Raw genomic sequence first — 15,070 nt, forward strand, 5'->3', positions numbered from 1 at the left:
ACCTTCTTAAAGGAGGTATTTCCTTATTTTAAAATCTCGCTTAAACGTTCAGTCTGATGATCTGCAAGTTTCTTTAAAGGTCCTCCTGCCAGCATTTTCATCATCATATTCAAATCCGCTGAAATGATATGAGAAGCTGTAGTTGTACCATCACCATTATCCGCAACTGTCCATTTCAATTCTAAATCGAAAGGAGCTTTCTCAGAAGGAATAGCAACCAGTTCCTGGTTCTCAACACGGCTGGAAATCTTAATTGCCAGTTTTGCCATGTTTTGGATGGTAAAATTAGCATCATCTGTTGTAGAAGTCCAGTTATAAATATTTTCAGGCATCAATTGCTGATGATTGTTCATATCGGCTAAAAAAGCATAAACTTTCTCTACCGGCTGGTTTACTGTGGTGGTACTTTCAATAACGGTCATTTTATACTGGGTTTTGGTCAAAATTTTGTCCCCATTCAGATGGGTTTCTGCGCCATTGGTTAAGTATATCCACATCACTTTGTGCGATAAAACTATTTTCAGCAGCGTACTGTATTAAGGTATTGTAGTTAGATAACGTTGCAAAACGACATTTAGCCTCTTTAAAGTTTTCTTCAGCAATGTCAAAGCCATAAGTGAAGATAGAAACTAAACCTGCAACAGATAAACCTGCGTCTTTTAACGCATGTACCGCCTGTAAACTACTTTTGCCAGTAGAAACTAAATCTTCTACCACTACTACACGCTGACCTTCAATGATCTCTCCTTCAATTAAGCTACCCGTTCCATGTTCTTTAGCTTTCGCTCTTACATAAACAAATGGTAATCCTAATTCCTGAGCTACTAATACACCCTGAGGAATACCTGCGGTTGCAACTCCTGCAATTACATCAACAGAACCAAATTCTTCCTGTATCAGCTGCGTAAGTTTTTGCCTGATGTATGTTCGTACTGACGGATGGGAGAGCGTTATCCTATTATCGCAATAAATTGGAGATTTCCAGCCTGAAGCCCAGGTAAAGGGGTTATTCGGCTGTAATTTTATTGCTTTAATTTGAAGTAAAAATTCAGCTACCTTTAATTCAATATCACTTTTATTATACATGCTCCAAAATTACTCAAAATAATACCTTTATTCCACAAAGGATTTGTCCTTTTTTTGCCACCAATTGATACTCAATGTGATAATTAGAAAGAAGGGCGATTAAAACTAAATAATATTAGATTCCTCTTTGTATAGTACATAATTTTTATACTTTTATTTCCGAAAAACCACTCGAGAGTAGCTTTTATGAAGCTAGCTTATTAATGATCAGACCAATGAAAACGTACAATATCTACATAAACGATAATACCCTGCTAATTGCGAACAAATTGCCGTCGCATACAGAGCCCGTAGAACTGCTGGAAGAAAATCAATTTAACTTTGAAGTCTTCTATGAGGGGCTGAGTAAATCATCTGCAAAACAATATGCATTGATTACTACAGACCCAAAAGCACTTTTTCAGCAGATAAAATCAGGCTTGACTGTAATTAAAGCGGCGGGCGGTTTAGTGATGAATGCCAAAGAAGAGTACTTGTTTATTTTTTTAGAAATAAAAAATGGGACCTCCCAAAAGGTAAGGTTGAAAAAGGCGAAGGCATTAAGGACGCAGGCAGACGTGAAGTCGAAGAAGAATGCGGCGTTAAAATCAGTACGAATGATGAGCGCTTATGTAAAACTTATCATGTTTATGAGATGGGCACAAAATTAGTACTGAAGAGAACAAACTGGTACAGTATGACTGTTAAAGGCAGTCCTAAGCTTATTCCACAGAAAGAAGAAGGCATTACCAAAGCAGAATGGCTTACAGCTGCTGAGCTTAAACCGGTGCTTAAGAATACCTATCCCTCTATCATTGATGTACTGAAAGCAGGCAAATTGATTAAAGAAAAAGTATCTAAAGAAAAAATAAAGCTTCCTTAGGAAGGAAAGGCGTCACATCACCATGGTTACGGAGAATATCCCTGACTATGGTGGAGCTGATTGCTGAATATTCTGGTTTACTCAGAATAAATATCGTTTCCATTTCCGGCATCATCGTCTGATTGATCTGTGCAATAGCCTTTCATATTCAAAATCACCAACCGAACGGATTCCACGGATCATATAGGTTGCTTTGATTTTTCTGCAAAAATCTACTGTTAAGCCTTCATAAGATTGAACTTCAATATTGTCATAATCTGCAAAAACAGCTTTTACAATTTCTTCGCGGACCTGTCCTGATAAGAAACTTTGTTTTGAACTGTTTAAGCCTATACCAACAACTACTTTGTCGAATAATGGAAGTGCACGTTTCAGAATATCCGCATGTGCGATTGTCAATGGGTCAAATGAACCGGGGAAGAGGGCTATCTTCATAATCTATGGTGTGTATTCAAAAAAACTGAAAGAAGAATTACCATAACGGCGGGTTTCTTTATAGCCTGGCTGATCTTTTAATTTTAATAACGAAGGATGTTCTACAACCAATAATCCGTTTTCAGTCAGCAGCTTATTTTTCGCTACTAATTGCGGGATAAGTGGAATATTAGTTAAATCGTAGGGAGGATCTGCAAAGATGATCTGGTAATTTTTAGTGTGTGATTCCAGAAATTTGAATACATCAGCTTTTTGCAGACTGATTTGATTCAGCTCATATTTTTCGATAACTGATTTAAGCCAGAATATACAGCCTGAATGTTTGTCCACAGCTGTAACTTCCTGTATCCCGCGTGAAGCGAATTCAATACTGATGTTTCCGGTGCCGCTGAATAAATCAAGTACTCTGCAACTATCAAAATCGTAAGTATTATAAAGAATATTAAAAAGGGCTTCTTTAGCCATGTCTGTAGTAGGTCTTACAGGAAGACTGGCAGGCGCATTCATGCGGATACCTTTTAATTTACCGCCGATTATACGCATAAGTCAAGAGCTAATAAGCTGCTGTAATAATGGGCAGGCATATCGTCTAAGATAGCATGATCAATATCATCAGCAGGAGGAAGGTTAAAATGGATGTGATTAAAATATTTATGCAGACAGGTATGAAATTCATCGTTCTGATGAATAATCCCGCTGATTAAACAGGTGTGGTTGCCGGATCTAATTTTAGTTCCTGGATCAGTAAAACCAGGTAATAGTTGAATTCTTCAGAATTCTCCATTTGACAGGTATTCTGAAAACGCATTTTGCCTTCATCCAGCAATAATGCATTAAAAGAGCCGGCTGTGAAATCAAGTAATAAAGATGTTTCCTGTACAGTTGATGCCAATGCTAAAACTGGTGCATTTTGCTCATAGCGCGCGGCACTGGCCAGAAAAGTATTTAAAGTCTGTTCTGTGAATTTCTCCAGGTTGAATACAGAGGTAAAACCAAAGCGGGCAAAAGCACGGGTATATAAAGTACCTGATTGATCTTCGCTGAAAAAATTAGTGTAAGCATTTAAATCCTGCGTGCAGAAAAATTCATTGGGTACAGCAATAGTATTTGGCGTATAAACAGAAACCTTAATCTCTTTGAAAGGAAGTTTAAGATAGCTGTTTTTTTTTAAAATAGCAGCCAGATCAGCACTGATGTCTTCACATTCCTGCTGGTCAAAAACAGCCTTTAACTGCCGGGTGTTTTTATCAATTATGGCATAAGAAAAACTATCACCAGTAATTTTTAACAACAAATTACAGTCTGAGGCAGTATTAGGATCAAATTCCGGATCCACTAATAAAATGCTGTTTTTACGATTGTTCATCTTAGCAAAATTAATTCTTTTTTCTATAACAACACCATTGCATATTTGTAAAATGGATAAAGCCTCAATTATTGCCCAGTCTTACCAATTTCAACCTACTGCTGAACAGTTAATTTTTTGTCAGCAAATGGCCGATTTTCTGTCTGGAGAGCTGGATAACAGGTGTTTCATCCTCAGAGGGTATGCTGGAACAGGTAAAACTACATCCGTTGCTGCGCTTGTAAAGGTTTTGCCGAAATTTAAGCTCAGATCGATTTTACTCGCTCCAACAGGTCGTGCGGCGAAGGTAATGACAAGTTATTCGGGCAGAACAGCATTAACTATTCACAAAAAAATCTATAGAAAACGCTCGGCGGTGTCTACTGATATGTCTTTTCAGCTGGCGCCAAATCTGGCAGAGCACACTTTATTTATTATTGATGAAGCCTCGATGATTGCTGATGAATGGAATACCCGGAACGGGTCGTCTTTTTTGAAGGATGTCATGGAGTTTATTTATAATCGTAAAAATTGCGCTGTACTTTTTGTTGGGGATACTGCTCAGCTGCCTCCTGTTGGCAGCCTTGATTCTCCGGCATTAAATAAAGCTTACATCGCGCAAAATTTTGGGTTGCAGGTAACAGAGACAGAACTTAGAGAAGTTGTGCGTCAGGGGCGTGAATCAGGGATATTAGCTAATGCTTCTATGTTACGTGATTTGATTAATACACATATAGAAACTATAGCAGAGGGAAGTGGAGACGAGAAAGTAAATTTACCGCAGTTTTTCACTAAGGGGTATAAAGATATTTTCAGAATGACAGGTTTGAAACTTGTCGAAGGACTAGAGTATGCTTACGGAAATTTGATATTGAAAACTCGCTTGTAGTTTGCAGATCTAATAAATCTGCTAATGTTTATAATCAACAGATCCGTGCCCGGCTTTTATACCGTGAAGAAGAGCTGACTGGTGGTGATCAGATTATGGTCGTAAGAAATAATTATTTCTGGCTGCCTGATAATGAGTCAACCTCTTTTATTGCCAATGGCGATATGGCCAGGATTGTAAGGGTAAGAAATGAAGAAGAACGTTATGGGTTCAGGTTTTCTGAAGTACAGCTTGAATTTCTTGATTATCCAGAGGCCGGTCAGGTTACTTGTAAGGTGATGCTGGATACCTTGCAGGCAGAAACACCGAACTTACCTTATGAGGACAGCAAAAAATTGTTTGAAGGTGTAGCTGAAGATTATGAACACATCACGAACAAAAGAGAGCGTATGCTGGCTATTAAGGAAGATCCTTATTATAATGCGCTTCAAATTAAATTTGCCTATGCTGTTACCTGTCATAAAGCGCAGGGCGGGCAATGGGATGCTGTATTCGTAGATCAGGGGTATCTGACCGATGAAATGGTAGATCTTGAATTTCTGCGCTGGTTGTATACTGCCATTACCAGGGCTAAACAGGAATTATTCCTGGTTAACTTTGCGCAGAATTTATTTAGAGATCCATCCGAAGAGCAGTATTGAGTTTCTAAAGAAACAGATTAGTGTTTTGCCCCACCATCAGCAGTATCGGCAGGTTTTCTAAGAAAAGAAAAGTAAATTGCCGTTGTAGCGATAATGATGCATAAAGCAAGAACAATGAACGTAACTTCTTTAGTTCCTAAACGTTCTGGTTGTGCTAATAGTTCGTGATTTTCTAAAACTGTGCAAATAGTCATATTTTTTTTTTTTGGTGAAGGTAATAAATATAAATTATTACCCTGTTATAAATAATGCAATATGGGTATTATGGAGAACAAACTGGGAAAGAAAGTCAACGTTATGTGGTTGATTAAGATTTAGTTCACTATCCTAATTTTTCTTCTATTGCTCTTCCAATCGGGGCAACCGGTAAGGTAACCGACTTATTTGTTTGTATCAGGACCTTCCATTCTCCAGTATATCTTGTCCTTGTAATCTCAAATGAACCCTTTGGATGGATAATTTTGTAAAGATTAATAGTAGAGATAGGGTGCAATATACTGTATACATCGTCTTCGATATTGATTTTTAAACTTCTCATAGAGTTTTGTTAAAAAGTTGATTCCCATAGATATATGCAGGAACCTTGCCATGATCAGATTTCTTAATATGACCGCTACAGTATATTAGTATTAATTTGCGCATTTTTGTTACGAGTATTGGAGAGCTATAATGTTTTAGCTTTTTCGATTTAATTATAATCCTGTTAAGCATATATAAAACTAGAAAGATAAATTGAAATTTTCTCAAATGTTACCACTCCTATGAATAAGAAATTATACTTCCTCCTTTTTATCCTGTTAAGCCCTGTTTTTAATCAGGCTTACGCAAAAATCAGAGTTCTTTTAAAGTAATTCCGCTGGGTACTAAGGGCGGATTGGATGAAAGTAACCTGTCTGCCTATATGATAGCTCCCGCAGGGAGTGAGAATTTCATTAGTGCTGATGCCGGGACAATAAGACATGGGATAGATGTGGCGATCGGTAATCAATTGTTTAAAGGCCCCGCAGATGAAGTTCTAAAAAAAAAATATTAAAGGTTATCTGGTTTCACATGCCCATTTAGATCATGTTGCCGGGTTGATTATGAATTCTCCTGACGATTCAAAAAAGAATATTTATGCGATCCCTTCTGTGATTGAAGTTTTGAGGGATAAATATTTTACCTGGAAAGCCTGGGCTAATTTTGCCAATGAAGGCGATTTACCGCGTTTGAGCAAATATACTTATGCTCCGTTGCAGGAAAGTGTGAAAAGGGATCTTGAAGGCACTGAAATGCAGGTTACACCGTATATATTAAGTCATGGCCCGGGCTATGAAAGCACAGCTTTTTTAATCGGACATGAGGATGCTTACCTGTTGTATCTTGGAGATACAGGGGCAGACGAAAAAAAAAAAAACACACAGCTTGAAAAACTATGGAAACAAGTAGCTCCGCTTGTGACTAAAAATCAGCTGAAAGCTATATTTATTGAAACATCTTTTTCAAATAAACAGCCTGAAAATCAATTGTTCGGACACTTAACGCCACGTTTGCTAATGGTAGAATTAAACAAGCTGAGTAAATTGAGCGGGATAAAGGCTTTACAAAAAGTAGCTGTGGTAATTACCCATATGAAAGCCTGGGGGCAGGATGAAGAATATTTAGTCAATGAACTCAAGCAGGTAAATTCGCTTGGTTTGAAGCTTGTTTTTCCTGAACAGGGGAAGCTGCTGGAGTTTTAATCCAGCAGCTATTTGCGAATTAATTAATTTCCCCAAAACTCATCTTCTTGTGCCTGATCTGCGGTGAAGACTTCGGCAGTGATAATTTTCCCATCTTCAACAGTGTAAACATCGATGTTTTCTACATCGAGAACTTTACCGGAAGGGCTGGTTCCATTCCATTGCAGCAGACAAGCTACACTGTTACCATTTACACTAATCGATTTTATAGCTGTTAACCTGATGGTATTGGCTGATAATTCAAACATTTTTCCAACCATTTGAAATACTTCTCCGCTGGATTTTTTCAGGCCGGATAACTGGTTGGTTCCAGGTTGAATCCATTCTACGTCAGGATGTAATAACTGGCCTAATTTTTCTGTGTTAACTTGTTGAACTGCATTTAAGAATTCAGTAACTACTTCTTGAGCTTGATTTTTCATAATCTTAATATTTTGATTTTCTGATTGTTGTTAAACAAATGTCCCTCTAAATCATAGTTTAGATCTTACCTTTTGACGCCATTGATTTACCTTATTGCGCCAATCTTTCTTTTCTGATTAGTTTACTGTTACCTTTAGTTTATAACCAAAAAACATGAAAGATCAATTGAAGAAACTAGTATTGAGTATACTTGCTTATGCCGTACAAAGGGATGTCCCGGCTGTGACTTTATGCAGGTTGTCAAATATCACACTGGAAGAATTACAGGATGACAGCCAGCCATTAAGCTCCAAACAAGCAGGGGATTTATGGCTGAATGTTATTCATTTGAGTAAGGACTCTTCGTTTGGTCTTCATTTTGGAGAATCATTGCAATTATCAGCTTTAGGGATAGTTGGTGAACTCATCAAAACGAGTGAGACGGTTGGTGATGCATTAACTGTGGCTGCTTCATTAACGCATTTGATTACTGCTGCATTTAAGCTGGAAGTGGTTAAATACGAACATAGTTTTACGGTGCAGTTTATTCCTCTTCTACCTGATTGGGAAAATTCAGTTGCAGCAAAACAGACACTCGATTTATTGATGGTGTTTGTAATCCATGAACTTGATGGGCTATTGCTAAAAAAAATAAAACCTTTATCAGTTGCATATAGTGGTGTAATAACCGATCTGGATGAATATACACGTATTATGCGCTGCATGCCGGTTATGAGTTCAACTGAGAATGCTATTGTATTTGATATGAGTTATTGGGATGAAAAAATTATCACAGCCAATTATGAGCTACAGCATATTTTGCTCCAAAAGGTAACACCTGAAGTTATGCCTGCAATGGAAAAACAGAGCCTCCATAGCCGTATTACCAGTTATTTACTGGCCAATTCTTATTTGGGTATTGTTTCATTAGAGGATATCGCTGCAAATTTTAATGTGAGTGCACGTACTTTGCAGCGCAAATTAAAAGAAGAAGGGATCAATTTTCAGCAGCTGGCTGATGATGTACGCAAGACCTTAGCTATCAATTATCTCAAATCAGGAACCTACCAGGTAAAAGAGATTTCTTACCTGTTAGGTTATAATGAATTAAGTGCATTTACCCGGACGTTTAAGCGCTGGACAGGAATCACGCCCGGGGTATATCAGAAAAGTAATAATTAATGATTTCTTCCCCGCTCGTCTTCATTACCGGTTTCACGGGTTTTAGTTGGTTTACTTCCAAAGCGATAGCTCATACTTAGCTGGGCATAACGGTTAATCTGGAAGTTTGTAAATTTTTGTTTGATTCCATTCACATAAGTAGTTACAGAAGTCGCACTGCTTCTGAAAACATCATTTACGTTGAAAGTGATATTCAGGTTCTTTTTAAGTGCAAGGGCAGTAACACCTAAGTCTAATTTATAAGTTGTTCCTGACCTGCCTATATGATCAATCTCAGGAAACTGATACCAGAAATTAGCTGCCACGGCAAAGGTTTTTGCTGTATTCAAATAGATTGTGTTGTTAGTGGCCAGATACATTCCATAGCCTTTAATGTTATTGAAACTACTGTTGCTGGAATTGGCATTGGTATGATAAAATGTAGCCTGATTATTGTTTTCTAACCATGGAAATAGTTTTAAAGAATAACTTTCTGAAATACCAAATCTATACGTTTTAAGAAAGTTTATCGGGGTAGTATAAACAACAAGGTTAGTATCGGCTTTGGCGATGATAACATTGTTAAAGCCATTTTCGGTTATATTTAAGAATATGGAAGAAGTCAGATTACTTTTATAGGTATGGGACAATTCGAAATTGTTGTTGTATTCAGGTTGTAAATAGGGATTGCCCTGACCATAGCTATAAGCAGTATATAGTGATTTAAATGGATTGAGGCTCCAGAAGGTAGGTCTGTTGATTCTTCTTCCAAACGTAAATGAGAAACTATCATCCTGATCTGCCTGATAAGAAATAAGGAAGGACGGAAAAAGTTTAACATAGCTGTTCTTCGTAGTTTGATTTATTGTATAGGAATAGCCCTTAGTTTGTGTTAATTCTGCTCTAAGCCCTCCCTGATACTTCCATTTGCCACTTTCTTTACTCAGGTTCGCATATAATGATTGTGTGTTCTCCTTATAGTTGAACTCATTGCTGAGGTTGGTATTGTAAACCAAATCCTTCTCATTAATTTTATTATAGTAAAAGGGCATTGCTATAATTATCAATAAAACTCAGTTTACCACCAAATGATAAAGCTCCATACCTGGTAGGCAGTTCTGCGTCTGCCTTAAAGGTATAGATATTGATATCTTGTTTATTAGTGTCAAAGTACCGCGTATTGTTTACCGCATTGTTAAGCCCGGGTAAATAGCTGTTACTTTCAAAATCAGAACGGTCTGTGCGGTAATAACTGTAATAGTCAGCATTTAAGGAAAGCTTTTTCCCTGTAGTATCAAAATTGATAATCGTATGCATATTAATAGAGTTACTCACTGCGACAGGATGATAAGTTGCATAAGTTTTTAGCGTTGAATCCAGCTTTCCAGTATTGTTATAGATAGGATTATTTACATGATCAGATCCGTCATAGACGTTCCGCCCACCCAGATAAGACAACCCTATAGTCGTTTTGGAGCTGAGTTTATAATCTGCACCTGCAATAAGGTTAATATTACGATAGGTGTAGTCCCCGGTATCTGTTTGTAACCAGGTTTGTTTTTTTAGGATAGTACAAATCAGTTTGAAATCCTTCAAGATGATGATCTTTATCCAGGTTAAGACTGCTGTAAACAGAAAGCTTTTCAGCATTATAGTTAAGACTGGCACTGCCGTTTAGTGCATAAAAGTTACTGGTTCCGTAAACGGTCTTTTGGTCATGTATCCAGTGTTTACCATTGAATTGTACGTTTCCGGAATACCCTTGTTTTTTACTCTGTTTAGTCACAATGTTGATGAGACCAGCATTTCCATCGGCATCAAAACTAGCAGAGGGGTTCTTAATGAGTTCTATTTTTGAAATCTGATTGGCTGACATAGATTTTAAGTATCTCATTAAATCTAAACCAGCAAGCTGAATTGTTTGCCCGTTGACCATGACTTTAAGCTGTCCTTTACCTGCACTGGTGATCTCATTACCGCTAACTTTTACACCGGGAATCTGGCTTACTGCCGTTAATCCATCGGTTCCGGTCGCGGTAACGCTGTTTTGAAACATTGTAAGTAAGTTAGTTTCTCTGTGTTGTTGACCAGCGTAGTTTTTCCAGCTGTAACGGTAACTTCACTTAGCTGATTATTTGATGATTGTAACACTATTTTTATAGAAGTGTCGGCCAGAATTACGAGATCGACACTGATTTTTTGAAAACCAGTGTATGATGTGGTGAGCTGGTACTTGCCTGGTTTTAAGTTCTTAAAGCTGAAGTAACCAGTGCTGTCTGTGGTTGTTGTCTGATGACCAGATAGATTTGATAATGTTAAGCCTGAATAGGGCAGGGGCAGTTTTTGATTGTCATTTACAGTACCTGTAAGTTTAAACTGTGCGATAAGGCTGCTATTTATAAGTAATAAAAGGGCAACGGAAAGTATATATTTCAAGAGAGTTAATATTTGGTTTTTAATCAATAAAAATTAAATATATAAAAAAAAGGCAAATTAATTGTCCCGGTTGCACCCGGATTTTGCCTCATCCGCACCCTTGAAATTTTAGTGATTAACGCTAATTTTTTATTTATAGTGCTGGTTCAGATTTATTATCTGAATTTAATGGGTCATAAATTTATTCTAAATCATAAAACGATGAACAGAGTCACACATTTTGAAATACCTTCTAATCATCCGGAGACAACTATGAAGTTTTTTGCAGACGTGTTTGACTGGAAATTCCAGCAATTCTGTGAAGAGCAATACTGGCTTGCCATTTCGGGCGATGAGACAACTCCCGGGATCAATGGGGCGATTATGAAACCAGTTGAAATTAATCAACCTCTTTGCAATACAATCACGGTAGCAAATCTGGAAGAAACGATTCAGAAGATTGAAAAGGCGGGCGGAAAGATTGTTAAACCTAAATTTGCGATTCCTGCTTACGGATGGTTGGCATTTTTTATGGATCCCGACGGAAATTGTCATGGGATACTGGAAGAAGATAAAGCTGCAAAGTAAATTAGAGAATCATTTGCAAAATGCTGTAATATAGGTGTTAACAATAATTAACACTATGGTTAAATAGTGTTAATTATTGTAAAATATTTTCCTCCTGTGCTTATTTTTGGGTTATGAGGCGAAATTTTAAGCGGCTATTACTGATGAGTGTATTTATAATGCTTTTTATAGCAGTGAAAGGGCAATCTCAGCAAATGCTGAAAGGAGTCATATTTGAAGAAGGGACAAAGACCAGGCTGGGGAGTGCTGCTGTTCATAATAAAAGAACAGGTTATACTAATACAACCAATAATTTTGGTTTGTTTGATATTCTTGCTCAGGAGGGGGATACACTTCAAATTTCAATGGATGGATATTTAAACAAGGAATTGCACGTAAGTAATTTAAAAGATCTGATCATTTATCTTCGGGTTGGGTCCAATCAAAAAAAGAAGTAAAGATAACCAGCCAGTCTTTACTGCAAAATCTTAGGGAAAATCAGGCAGCTTTCAGAGATAAGGGGATTTTTTACAATGGAAAACCACCTATAGGGGCATTATCGCCATTAGGTGGCAGTCCGCTTACTTTTTTATATGAAACTTTTAGCCAGGATGGAAAACGGGCCAGAAGACTGGGGAGATTCATGGAACGTGAATCTAATTATACTGAAGTGGCCAGCAGATTCAATAAGGAAAAGATTAAAGGGGCTGTTCCGATTAAAGAAGAAGATATAGAAGAATTTAAATCTGCTTACTGGCCAAAGAACGAGGACATCAGGAAATGGGCAGATTATGACCTTCATAATTATATCAAGAAATCTTTCGAAGAATTTAAAAAGACTAAAGGCTATATGTAGTTCTGTTTGTACATTTACCGAAAATGTAAATCTGATGCGTATCAATAGTTTAACTGCCATTTTTATACTAATTACTGGCTTAATTACTTTAGTGGGCAGTCCTTCTGTTAGTTTAGCAAACAAACCTTTTCAGGATAGTATACCTCGTACGTTATTCACAGTTGGTATAGGCGGTGGACTCATTGGTGGGCTTTATGATGGTTTTTATCCTTATAAACAGCTTAAAAAACATGGGAATTTTGGTCTTGGGGCGCCTGATAAACTTGATGGTGAGATTATGGTGTTCCAGGGGAAAGTTTACAAAACACAACATACCGGTAAGACTATACCAGTAGACGATAATGATCTGACTTCTTTTTCAATGGTTAATTTTTTTCATGCTGACAGGACGATTACTCCTCCTAAGGGTTTGAATAAAGCGGCTCTTTTTCATTACCTGGATAGTGTGTTGACTAATGTAAATGGAATGTACGCCATCCATATCAAAGGGAAATTCAAAACAGTTAAGACGAGAGCTTTTCCACCAGTCAAAGCACATCAGCATACACCATTGGCTGAAATGCTGGATCTGCAGCAGTTTTTTAATCATCAGGATTGTAAGGGAGATCTGATAGGGTACCGTTTGCCATATTTTATGGATAACACGAATATCTCAGGTTATCATTTTCATTATTTATCTGATCAGAAAGATGCTGGTGGCCATATCATTGATCTGCTAAGGATGATGATATTATTATTGAAATTAATGTACTGGACAGTTATACCATACAGCCCGCCGCAACCAAAGACTTTGAACATTTTGATTTTAGAAAGAACCGGGAAGAAGATATTAAAAGTGTAGAGCGTGGAGGAAAGAATTGATTAATAGCCTATCAGGAAGATTTAGTGTTTGAAATAAGTGGTAGTATAGATTTCTGTTGTTATCCCCGCAGGATAAGGTAAAGAATACAAAGAGGTTGAGGTAAGGATCAATTTATTTTTATCTGCTTTAACCTTGCTATGAGGGAAAAAATAATAGGTCTGACCACCTGCATATAATTGCAGGCTAGTAAAGAGCAATTGCATTTCATTTTTATAATCCCAGGTTGATTCGATTGAATTGAGCCAGTCTTTATAAGTTAACTTCACTTTTAAGTTTTTATCAAATGTTAAAATAGCACCATTTACTGTGTTTTCTTTGATTATGTGATCAGGTATAGTATTTAATTCATTTTTTTTTAGTTATCTGATGAAAAGTCGTTGTTGAATAATCTTCTACCCATGTTCCGGTACAGAGCAAACTTTCTATTGTTTCAACAGGAGCGGGCTCATCTTTCTCTTTTTTACAGGACAGGATAAAGAGAAGAAAGGTAATGGCTAATAAATAGGAGGTGCGTTTCATTTATATACGAATTGCTGCGAAATTAATAAAACTATCCTGTTATTTTATAGATTAAACTATAGGGTTTACCCGGTACGTCGTCAAGTGCATCTATGTTAAGCATACCAATTTTTTTTAGAACCTTTATTGAAGCAGTATTTTCGGGACGGACAACTGCATAAACAACTGATTGTTTGAGCTGCTGGAAAGCATAGTCAAGATTTGCTAAACACATTTCTGTTGCATATCCTTTTCCCCATGCTGTTGTGGCAAAGCGATAACCGAGATTAAGCCGTTCTTTAATGCCGTATTTTTTTAATGATAAGCCTCCAAAACCTATGATAGAATCGGGATCTTCTTTTAAAGATATTGCCCACGTTCCAAATCCTTGTGTGTTCCAATGGGCGATCCATTTTTGTAATACCTTTTCTGCTTCTTCTAAGCTTGTTAACGGACCCGCAGGATTGCTTAAATTAGTTTCTGGATCACCATAAATATCAAATAAGCTTTGCAGGTCATCGGCTGTTGCCCGTCTTAACAGAAGTCTTTGAGTCTCTAACATATTTTGCAATTTTCGAATCTGCGTAAAACAAAGGAAATATTATTAATTAGAGAAATGTCGCAGGAAATTAATAAGATATAAATCAAAATACAATAATCAGCCAGATCAAATTATTTGTGACTGGTTAAAAACTGCTGATAATTCTTTTCATTTGCAAAATAGGCAACATTTCCTTCTTCAATGAGCCATTTGAACAATGAAATCTGGATTTTCTATATTCATCTGATCTGTAAAGGCTGATAAACGCTCTATACCGTCATGCATGATGTCGTGATGGAGATCGGCAATAACTCCAAATCTGATTGTTTTATTTTGTGGTTCTAATTCCGGGTAACGCGTAAGTAGAATTGCACCTCCTGCAAGCCCCGTTTTTGATAAAAACTCTTTTCTATCCATGTTTTAATTTATGTATGGTGGCGGTTAGGATTTAGCATGGCCGAAGGGAATTTCTTCTCTTACCAATGGAATGCGTTGATGGAGCTAAATTAATTATTTATAAATACTAAACAAATGTTTAATTGTTTTTGGTTGGATAATTTAGAGGGGCGTTAATAAGGAAAATGTTTTGGGAAAAGAGTAAATTGAATATTGAGCAGTTTAGAAGGTAAGCGGGATTATATCAAACACATATTTTTAAAATGTATCTTCTTTTCAAGCTCTTTCTTACTAGGTAGCTCTGTCCAATATTCCGCCACCATAATATATTATGGGCATTTCGGCAAAAGAAGTCGCGCGTTCCGCATTTAAACTGGTAATTGTCAGAAACAT

Annotated in this window: 25 protein-coding genes and 1 pseudogene; 10 read left to right on the forward strand and 16 right to left on the reverse strand. The window is 37.0% G+C overall.

Features of this window, described 5'->3' with window-relative positions; all coding sequences use genetic code 11:
• Positions 1-23: 23 nt before the first annotated feature.
• Positions 24-422, reverse strand: a complete 399-nt coding sequence (locus tag ACWYN3_RS37140; protein ID WP_456218677.1) for an SRPBCC family protein — start codon at positions 420-422, stop codon at positions 24-26.
• Position 423: 1 nt separating this feature from the next.
• Entirely contained in the window at positions 424-1,086 is a 663-nt protein-coding gene (gene pyrE, locus ACWYN3_RS37145) for an orotate phosphoribosyltransferase (protein ID WP_456218678.1), read from the reverse strand.
• Positions 1,087-1,615: 529 nt separating this feature from the next.
• On the opposite strand from pyrE, the pseudogene ACWYN3_RS37150 reads away from it, so the two are divergent.
• Positions 1,616-1,948: pseudogene (locus tag ACWYN3_RS37150) on the forward strand (NUDIX domain-containing protein); the annotation flags it as partial.
• Between the two features lie 111 nt (positions 1,949-2,059).
• Here the strand turns inward: ACWYN3_RS37150 and coaD are convergent.
• The 3 genes from coaD to ACWYN3_RS37165 form a co-directional block, all read right to left on the reverse strand.
• Positions 2,060-2,383 (reverse strand): pantetheine-phosphate adenylyltransferase, encoded by a 324-nt coding sequence (coaD, locus tag ACWYN3_RS37155; RefSeq protein ID WP_456218679.1) that lies wholly within the window; start codon positions 2,381-2,383, stop codon positions 2,060-2,062.
• A 3-nt stretch (positions 2,384-2,386) separates the two neighbouring features.
• The gene (locus tag ACWYN3_RS37160; RefSeq protein ID WP_456218680.1) at positions 2,387-2,926 is read right to left on the reverse strand and encodes an RsmD family RNA methyltransferase; all 540 of its coding nucleotides are present in this window, start codon (positions 2,924-2,926) and stop codon (positions 2,387-2,389) included.
• 157 nt (positions 2,927-3,083) lie between these two features.
• Positions 3,084-3,749, reverse strand: coding sequence for a DUF3822 family protein (locus tag ACWYN3_RS37165; RefSeq protein ID WP_456218681.1), 666 nt, complete (start codon positions 3,747-3,749; stop codon positions 3,084-3,086).
• 52 nt (positions 3,750-3,801) lie between these two features.
• Between ACWYN3_RS37165 and ACWYN3_RS37170 the strand changes: the two genes are divergently transcribed.
• Together ACWYN3_RS37170 and ACWYN3_RS37175 are read left to right on the forward strand one after the other, a co-directional pair.
• The gene (locus ACWYN3_RS37170) at positions 3,802-4,617 is read left to right on the forward strand and encodes an ATP-dependent DNA helicase (protein WP_456218682.1); all 816 of its coding nucleotides are present in this window, start codon (positions 3,802-3,804) and stop codon (positions 4,615-4,617) included.
• Between the two features lie 95 nt (positions 4,618-4,712).
• Entirely contained in the window at positions 4,713-5,258 is a 546-nt protein-coding gene (locus ACWYN3_RS37175) for an ATP-binding domain-containing protein (RefSeq protein ID WP_456218683.1), read from the forward strand.
• Positions 5,259-5,275: 17 nt separating this feature from the next.
• On the opposite strand, the gene ACWYN3_RS37180 is transcribed toward ACWYN3_RS37175, so the two are convergent.
• Entirely contained in the window at positions 5,276-5,452 is a 177-nt protein-coding gene (locus tag ACWYN3_RS37180; protein ID WP_456218684.1) for a hypothetical protein, read from the reverse strand.
• Between the two features lie 128 nt (positions 5,453-5,580).
• Positions 5,581-5,796, reverse strand: coding sequence for a hypothetical protein (locus ACWYN3_RS37185; RefSeq protein ID WP_456218685.1), 216 nt, complete (start codon positions 5,794-5,796; stop codon positions 5,581-5,583).
• 336 nt (positions 5,797-6,132) lie between these two features.
• Between ACWYN3_RS37185 and ACWYN3_RS37190 the strand changes: the two genes are divergently transcribed.
• Together ACWYN3_RS37190 and ACWYN3_RS37195 are read left to right on the forward strand one after the other, a co-directional pair.
• Entirely contained in the window at positions 6,133-6,291 is a 159-nt protein-coding gene (locus ACWYN3_RS37190) for a hypothetical protein (RefSeq protein ID WP_456218686.1), read from the forward strand.
• A 49-nt stretch (positions 6,292-6,340) separates the two neighbouring features.
• Positions 6,341-6,979: a hypothetical protein gene (locus tag ACWYN3_RS37195; protein ID WP_456218687.1), complete on the forward strand. Its 639-nt coding sequence runs from the start codon at positions 6,341-6,343 to the stop codon at positions 6,977-6,979.
• A 23-nt stretch (positions 6,980-7,002) separates the two neighbouring features.
• On the opposite strand, the gene ACWYN3_RS37200 is transcribed toward ACWYN3_RS37195, so the two are convergent.
• Positions 7,003-7,401: a nuclear transport factor 2 family protein gene (locus tag ACWYN3_RS37200; RefSeq protein ID WP_456218688.1), complete on the reverse strand. Its 399-nt coding sequence runs from the start codon at positions 7,399-7,401 to the stop codon at positions 7,003-7,005.
• Positions 7,402-7,555: 154 nt separating this feature from the next.
• Between ACWYN3_RS37200 and ACWYN3_RS37205 the strand changes: the two genes are divergently transcribed.
• Complete coding sequence (locus ACWYN3_RS37205; protein ID WP_456218689.1) at positions 7,556-8,563, forward strand: AraC family transcriptional regulator ligand-binding domain-containing protein; 1,008 nt, start codon at positions 7,556-7,558, stop codon at positions 8,561-8,563.
• Here ACWYN3_RS37205 and ACWYN3_RS37210 read toward each other — a convergent pair.
• From ACWYN3_RS37210 to ACWYN3_RS37225, 4 genes are read right to left on the reverse strand one after another with little or no spacing between them, the layout of a single operon-like run.
• On the reverse strand, positions 8,560-9,594 hold the full coding sequence (locus tag ACWYN3_RS37210; protein ID WP_456218690.1) for an outer membrane beta-barrel family protein: 1,035 nt from the start codon (positions 9,592-9,594) through the stop codon (positions 8,560-8,562). The genes ACWYN3_RS37205 and ACWYN3_RS37210 overlap by 4 nt on opposite strands.
• On the reverse strand, positions 9,578-10,138 hold the full coding sequence (locus tag ACWYN3_RS37215) for an outer membrane beta-barrel protein (RefSeq protein ID WP_456218691.1): 561 nt from the start codon (positions 10,136-10,138) through the stop codon (positions 9,578-9,580). Before ACWYN3_RS37215 ends, ACWYN3_RS37210 begins: the two co-directional genes overlap by 17 nt.
• A complete protein-coding gene (locus ACWYN3_RS37220; protein ID WP_456218692.1) occupies positions 10,056-10,598 on the reverse strand; it encodes a hypothetical protein in 543 nt (180 codons plus the stop codon). The genes ACWYN3_RS37215 and ACWYN3_RS37220 overlap by 83 nt, the downstream gene beginning before the upstream one ends.
• Positions 10,556-10,978 carry a carboxypeptidase regulatory-like domain-containing protein gene (locus tag ACWYN3_RS37225; protein WP_456218693.1) on the reverse strand — a complete coding sequence of 141 codons (423 nt, stop codon included), beginning with the start codon at positions 10,976-10,978 and terminating at the stop codon, positions 10,556-10,558. Before ACWYN3_RS37225 ends, ACWYN3_RS37220 begins: the two co-directional genes overlap by 43 nt.
• Positions 10,979-11,179: 201 nt before the next feature.
• Between ACWYN3_RS37225 and ACWYN3_RS37230 the strand changes: the two genes are divergently transcribed.
• The 4 genes from ACWYN3_RS37230 (at position 11,180) to ACWYN3_RS37245 (ending at position 13,221) form a co-directional block, all read left to right on the forward strand.
• A complete protein-coding gene (locus tag ACWYN3_RS37230) occupies positions 11,180-11,545 on the forward strand; it encodes a VOC family protein (RefSeq protein ID WP_456218694.1) in 366 nt (121 codons plus the stop codon).
• Between the two features lie 143 nt (positions 11,546-11,688).
• Positions 11,689-11,982, forward strand: coding sequence for a hypothetical protein (locus tag ACWYN3_RS37235; protein WP_456218695.1), 294 nt, complete (start codon positions 11,689-11,691; stop codon positions 11,980-11,982).
• A gap of 185 nt (positions 11,983-12,167) precedes the next feature.
• Positions 12,168-12,380, forward strand: a complete 213-nt coding sequence (locus tag ACWYN3_RS37240) for a hypothetical protein (protein ID WP_456218696.1) — start codon at positions 12,168-12,170, stop codon at positions 12,378-12,380.
• Between the two features lie 34 nt (positions 12,381-12,414).
• Entirely contained in the window at positions 12,415-13,221 is an 807-nt protein-coding gene (locus tag ACWYN3_RS37245; RefSeq protein WP_456218697.1) for an acetolactate decarboxylase, read from the forward strand.
• Between the two features lie 41 nt (positions 13,222-13,262).
• On the opposite strand, the gene ACWYN3_RS37250 is transcribed toward ACWYN3_RS37245, so the two are convergent.
• The 4 genes from ACWYN3_RS37250 to ACWYN3_RS37265 all read right to left on the reverse strand — a co-directional run bounded on the left by ACWYN3_RS37250 (position 13,263) and on the right by ACWYN3_RS37265 (position 14,698).
• The gene (locus tag ACWYN3_RS37250) at positions 13,263-13,508 is read right to left on the reverse strand and encodes a hypothetical protein (RefSeq protein WP_456218698.1); all 246 of its coding nucleotides are present in this window, start codon (positions 13,506-13,508) and stop codon (positions 13,263-13,265) included.
• A gap of 79 nt (positions 13,509-13,587) precedes the next feature.
• The gene (locus ACWYN3_RS37255; RefSeq protein ID WP_456218699.1) at positions 13,588-13,761 is read right to left on the reverse strand and encodes a hypothetical protein; all 174 of its coding nucleotides are present in this window, start codon (positions 13,759-13,761) and stop codon (positions 13,588-13,590) included.
• Positions 13,762-13,792: 31 nt separating this feature from the next.
• A complete protein-coding gene (locus ACWYN3_RS37260; protein ID WP_456218700.1) occupies positions 13,793-14,302 on the reverse strand; it encodes a GNAT family N-acetyltransferase in 510 nt (169 codons plus the stop codon).
• Between the two features lie 177 nt (positions 14,303-14,479).
• On the reverse strand, positions 14,480-14,698 hold the full coding sequence (locus ACWYN3_RS37265; protein WP_456218701.1) for a hypothetical protein: 219 nt from the start codon (positions 14,696-14,698) through the stop codon (positions 14,480-14,482).
• Positions 14,699-15,070: the final 372 nt, after the last annotated feature.

The organism is Pedobacter sp. NJ-S-72, assembly GCF_053890575.1.

Coding starts and splice junctions, on each gene's coding strand:
- ACWYN3_RS37200 (WP_456218688.1), bottom strand. CDS start 7,401: ATGAAAAATCAAGCTCAAGAAGTAGTTACTGAATTCTTAAATGCAGTT.
- ACWYN3_RS37265 (WP_456218701.1), bottom strand. CDS start 14,698: ATGGATAGAAAAGAGTTTTTATCAAAAACGGGGCTTGCAGGAGGTGCA.
- ACWYN3_RS37175 (WP_456218683.1), top strand. CDS start 4,713: ATGGTCGTAAGAAATAATTATTTCTGGCTGCCTGATAATGAGTCAACC.
- ACWYN3_RS37220 (WP_456218692.1), bottom strand. CDS start 10,598: ATGTTTCAAAACAGCGTTACCGCGACCGGAACCGATGGATTAACGGCA.
- ACWYN3_RS37170 (WP_456218682.1), top strand. CDS start 3,802: ATGGATAAAGCCTCAATTATTGCCCAGTCTTACCAATTTCAACCTACT.
- ACWYN3_RS37185 (WP_456218685.1), bottom strand. CDS start 5,796: ATGAGAAGTTTAAAAATCAATATCGAAGACGATGTATACAGTATATTG.
- ACWYN3_RS37230 (WP_456218694.1), top strand. CDS start 11,180: ATGAACAGAGTCACACATTTTGAAATACCTTCTAATCATCCGGAGACA.
- ACWYN3_RS37140 (WP_456218677.1), bottom strand. CDS start 422: ATGACCGTTATTGAAAGTACCACCACAGTAAACCAGCCGGTAGAGAAA.
- ACWYN3_RS37210 (WP_456218690.1), bottom strand. CDS start 9,594: ATGCCCTTTTACTATAATAAAATTAATGAGAAGGATTTGGTTTACAAT.
- coaD (WP_456218679.1), bottom strand. CDS start 2,383: ATGAAGATAGCCCTCTTCCCCGGTTCATTTGACCCATTGACAATCGCA.
- pyrE (WP_456218678.1), bottom strand. CDS start 1,086: ATGTATAATAAAAGTGATATTGAATTAAAGGTAGCTGAATTTTTACTT.
- ACWYN3_RS37260 (WP_456218700.1), bottom strand. CDS start 14,302: ATGTTAGAGACTCAAAGACTTCTGTTAAGACGGGCAACAGCCGATGAC.
- ACWYN3_RS37165 (WP_456218681.1), bottom strand. CDS start 3,749: ATGAACAATCGTAAAAACAGCATTTTATTAGTGGATCCGGAATTTGAT.
- ACWYN3_RS37245 (WP_456218697.1), top strand. CDS start 12,415: ATGCGTATCAATAGTTTAACTGCCATTTTTATACTAATTACTGGCTTA.
- ACWYN3_RS37180 (WP_456218684.1), bottom strand. CDS start 5,452: ATGACTATTTGCACAGTTTTAGAAAATCACGAACTATTAGCACAACCA.
- ACWYN3_RS37205 (WP_456218689.1), top strand. CDS start 7,556: ATGAAAGATCAATTGAAGAAACTAGTATTGAGTATACTTGCTTATGCC.
- ACWYN3_RS37160 (WP_456218680.1), bottom strand. CDS start 2,926: ATGCGTATAATCGGCGGTAAATTAAAAGGTATCCGCATGAATGCGCCT.
- ACWYN3_RS37240 (WP_456218696.1), top strand. CDS start 12,168: ATGGAACGTGAATCTAATTATACTGAAGTGGCCAGCAGATTCAATAAG.
- ACWYN3_RS37195 (WP_456218687.1), top strand. CDS start 6,341: ATGAATTCTCCTGACGATTCAAAAAAGAATATTTATGCGATCCCTTCT.
- ACWYN3_RS37255 (WP_456218699.1), bottom strand. CDS start 13,761: ATGAAACGCACCTCCTATTTATTAGCCATTACCTTTCTTCTCTTTATC.
- ACWYN3_RS37235 (WP_456218695.1), top strand. CDS start 11,689: ATGAGTGTATTTATAATGCTTTTTATAGCAGTGAAAGGGCAATCTCAG.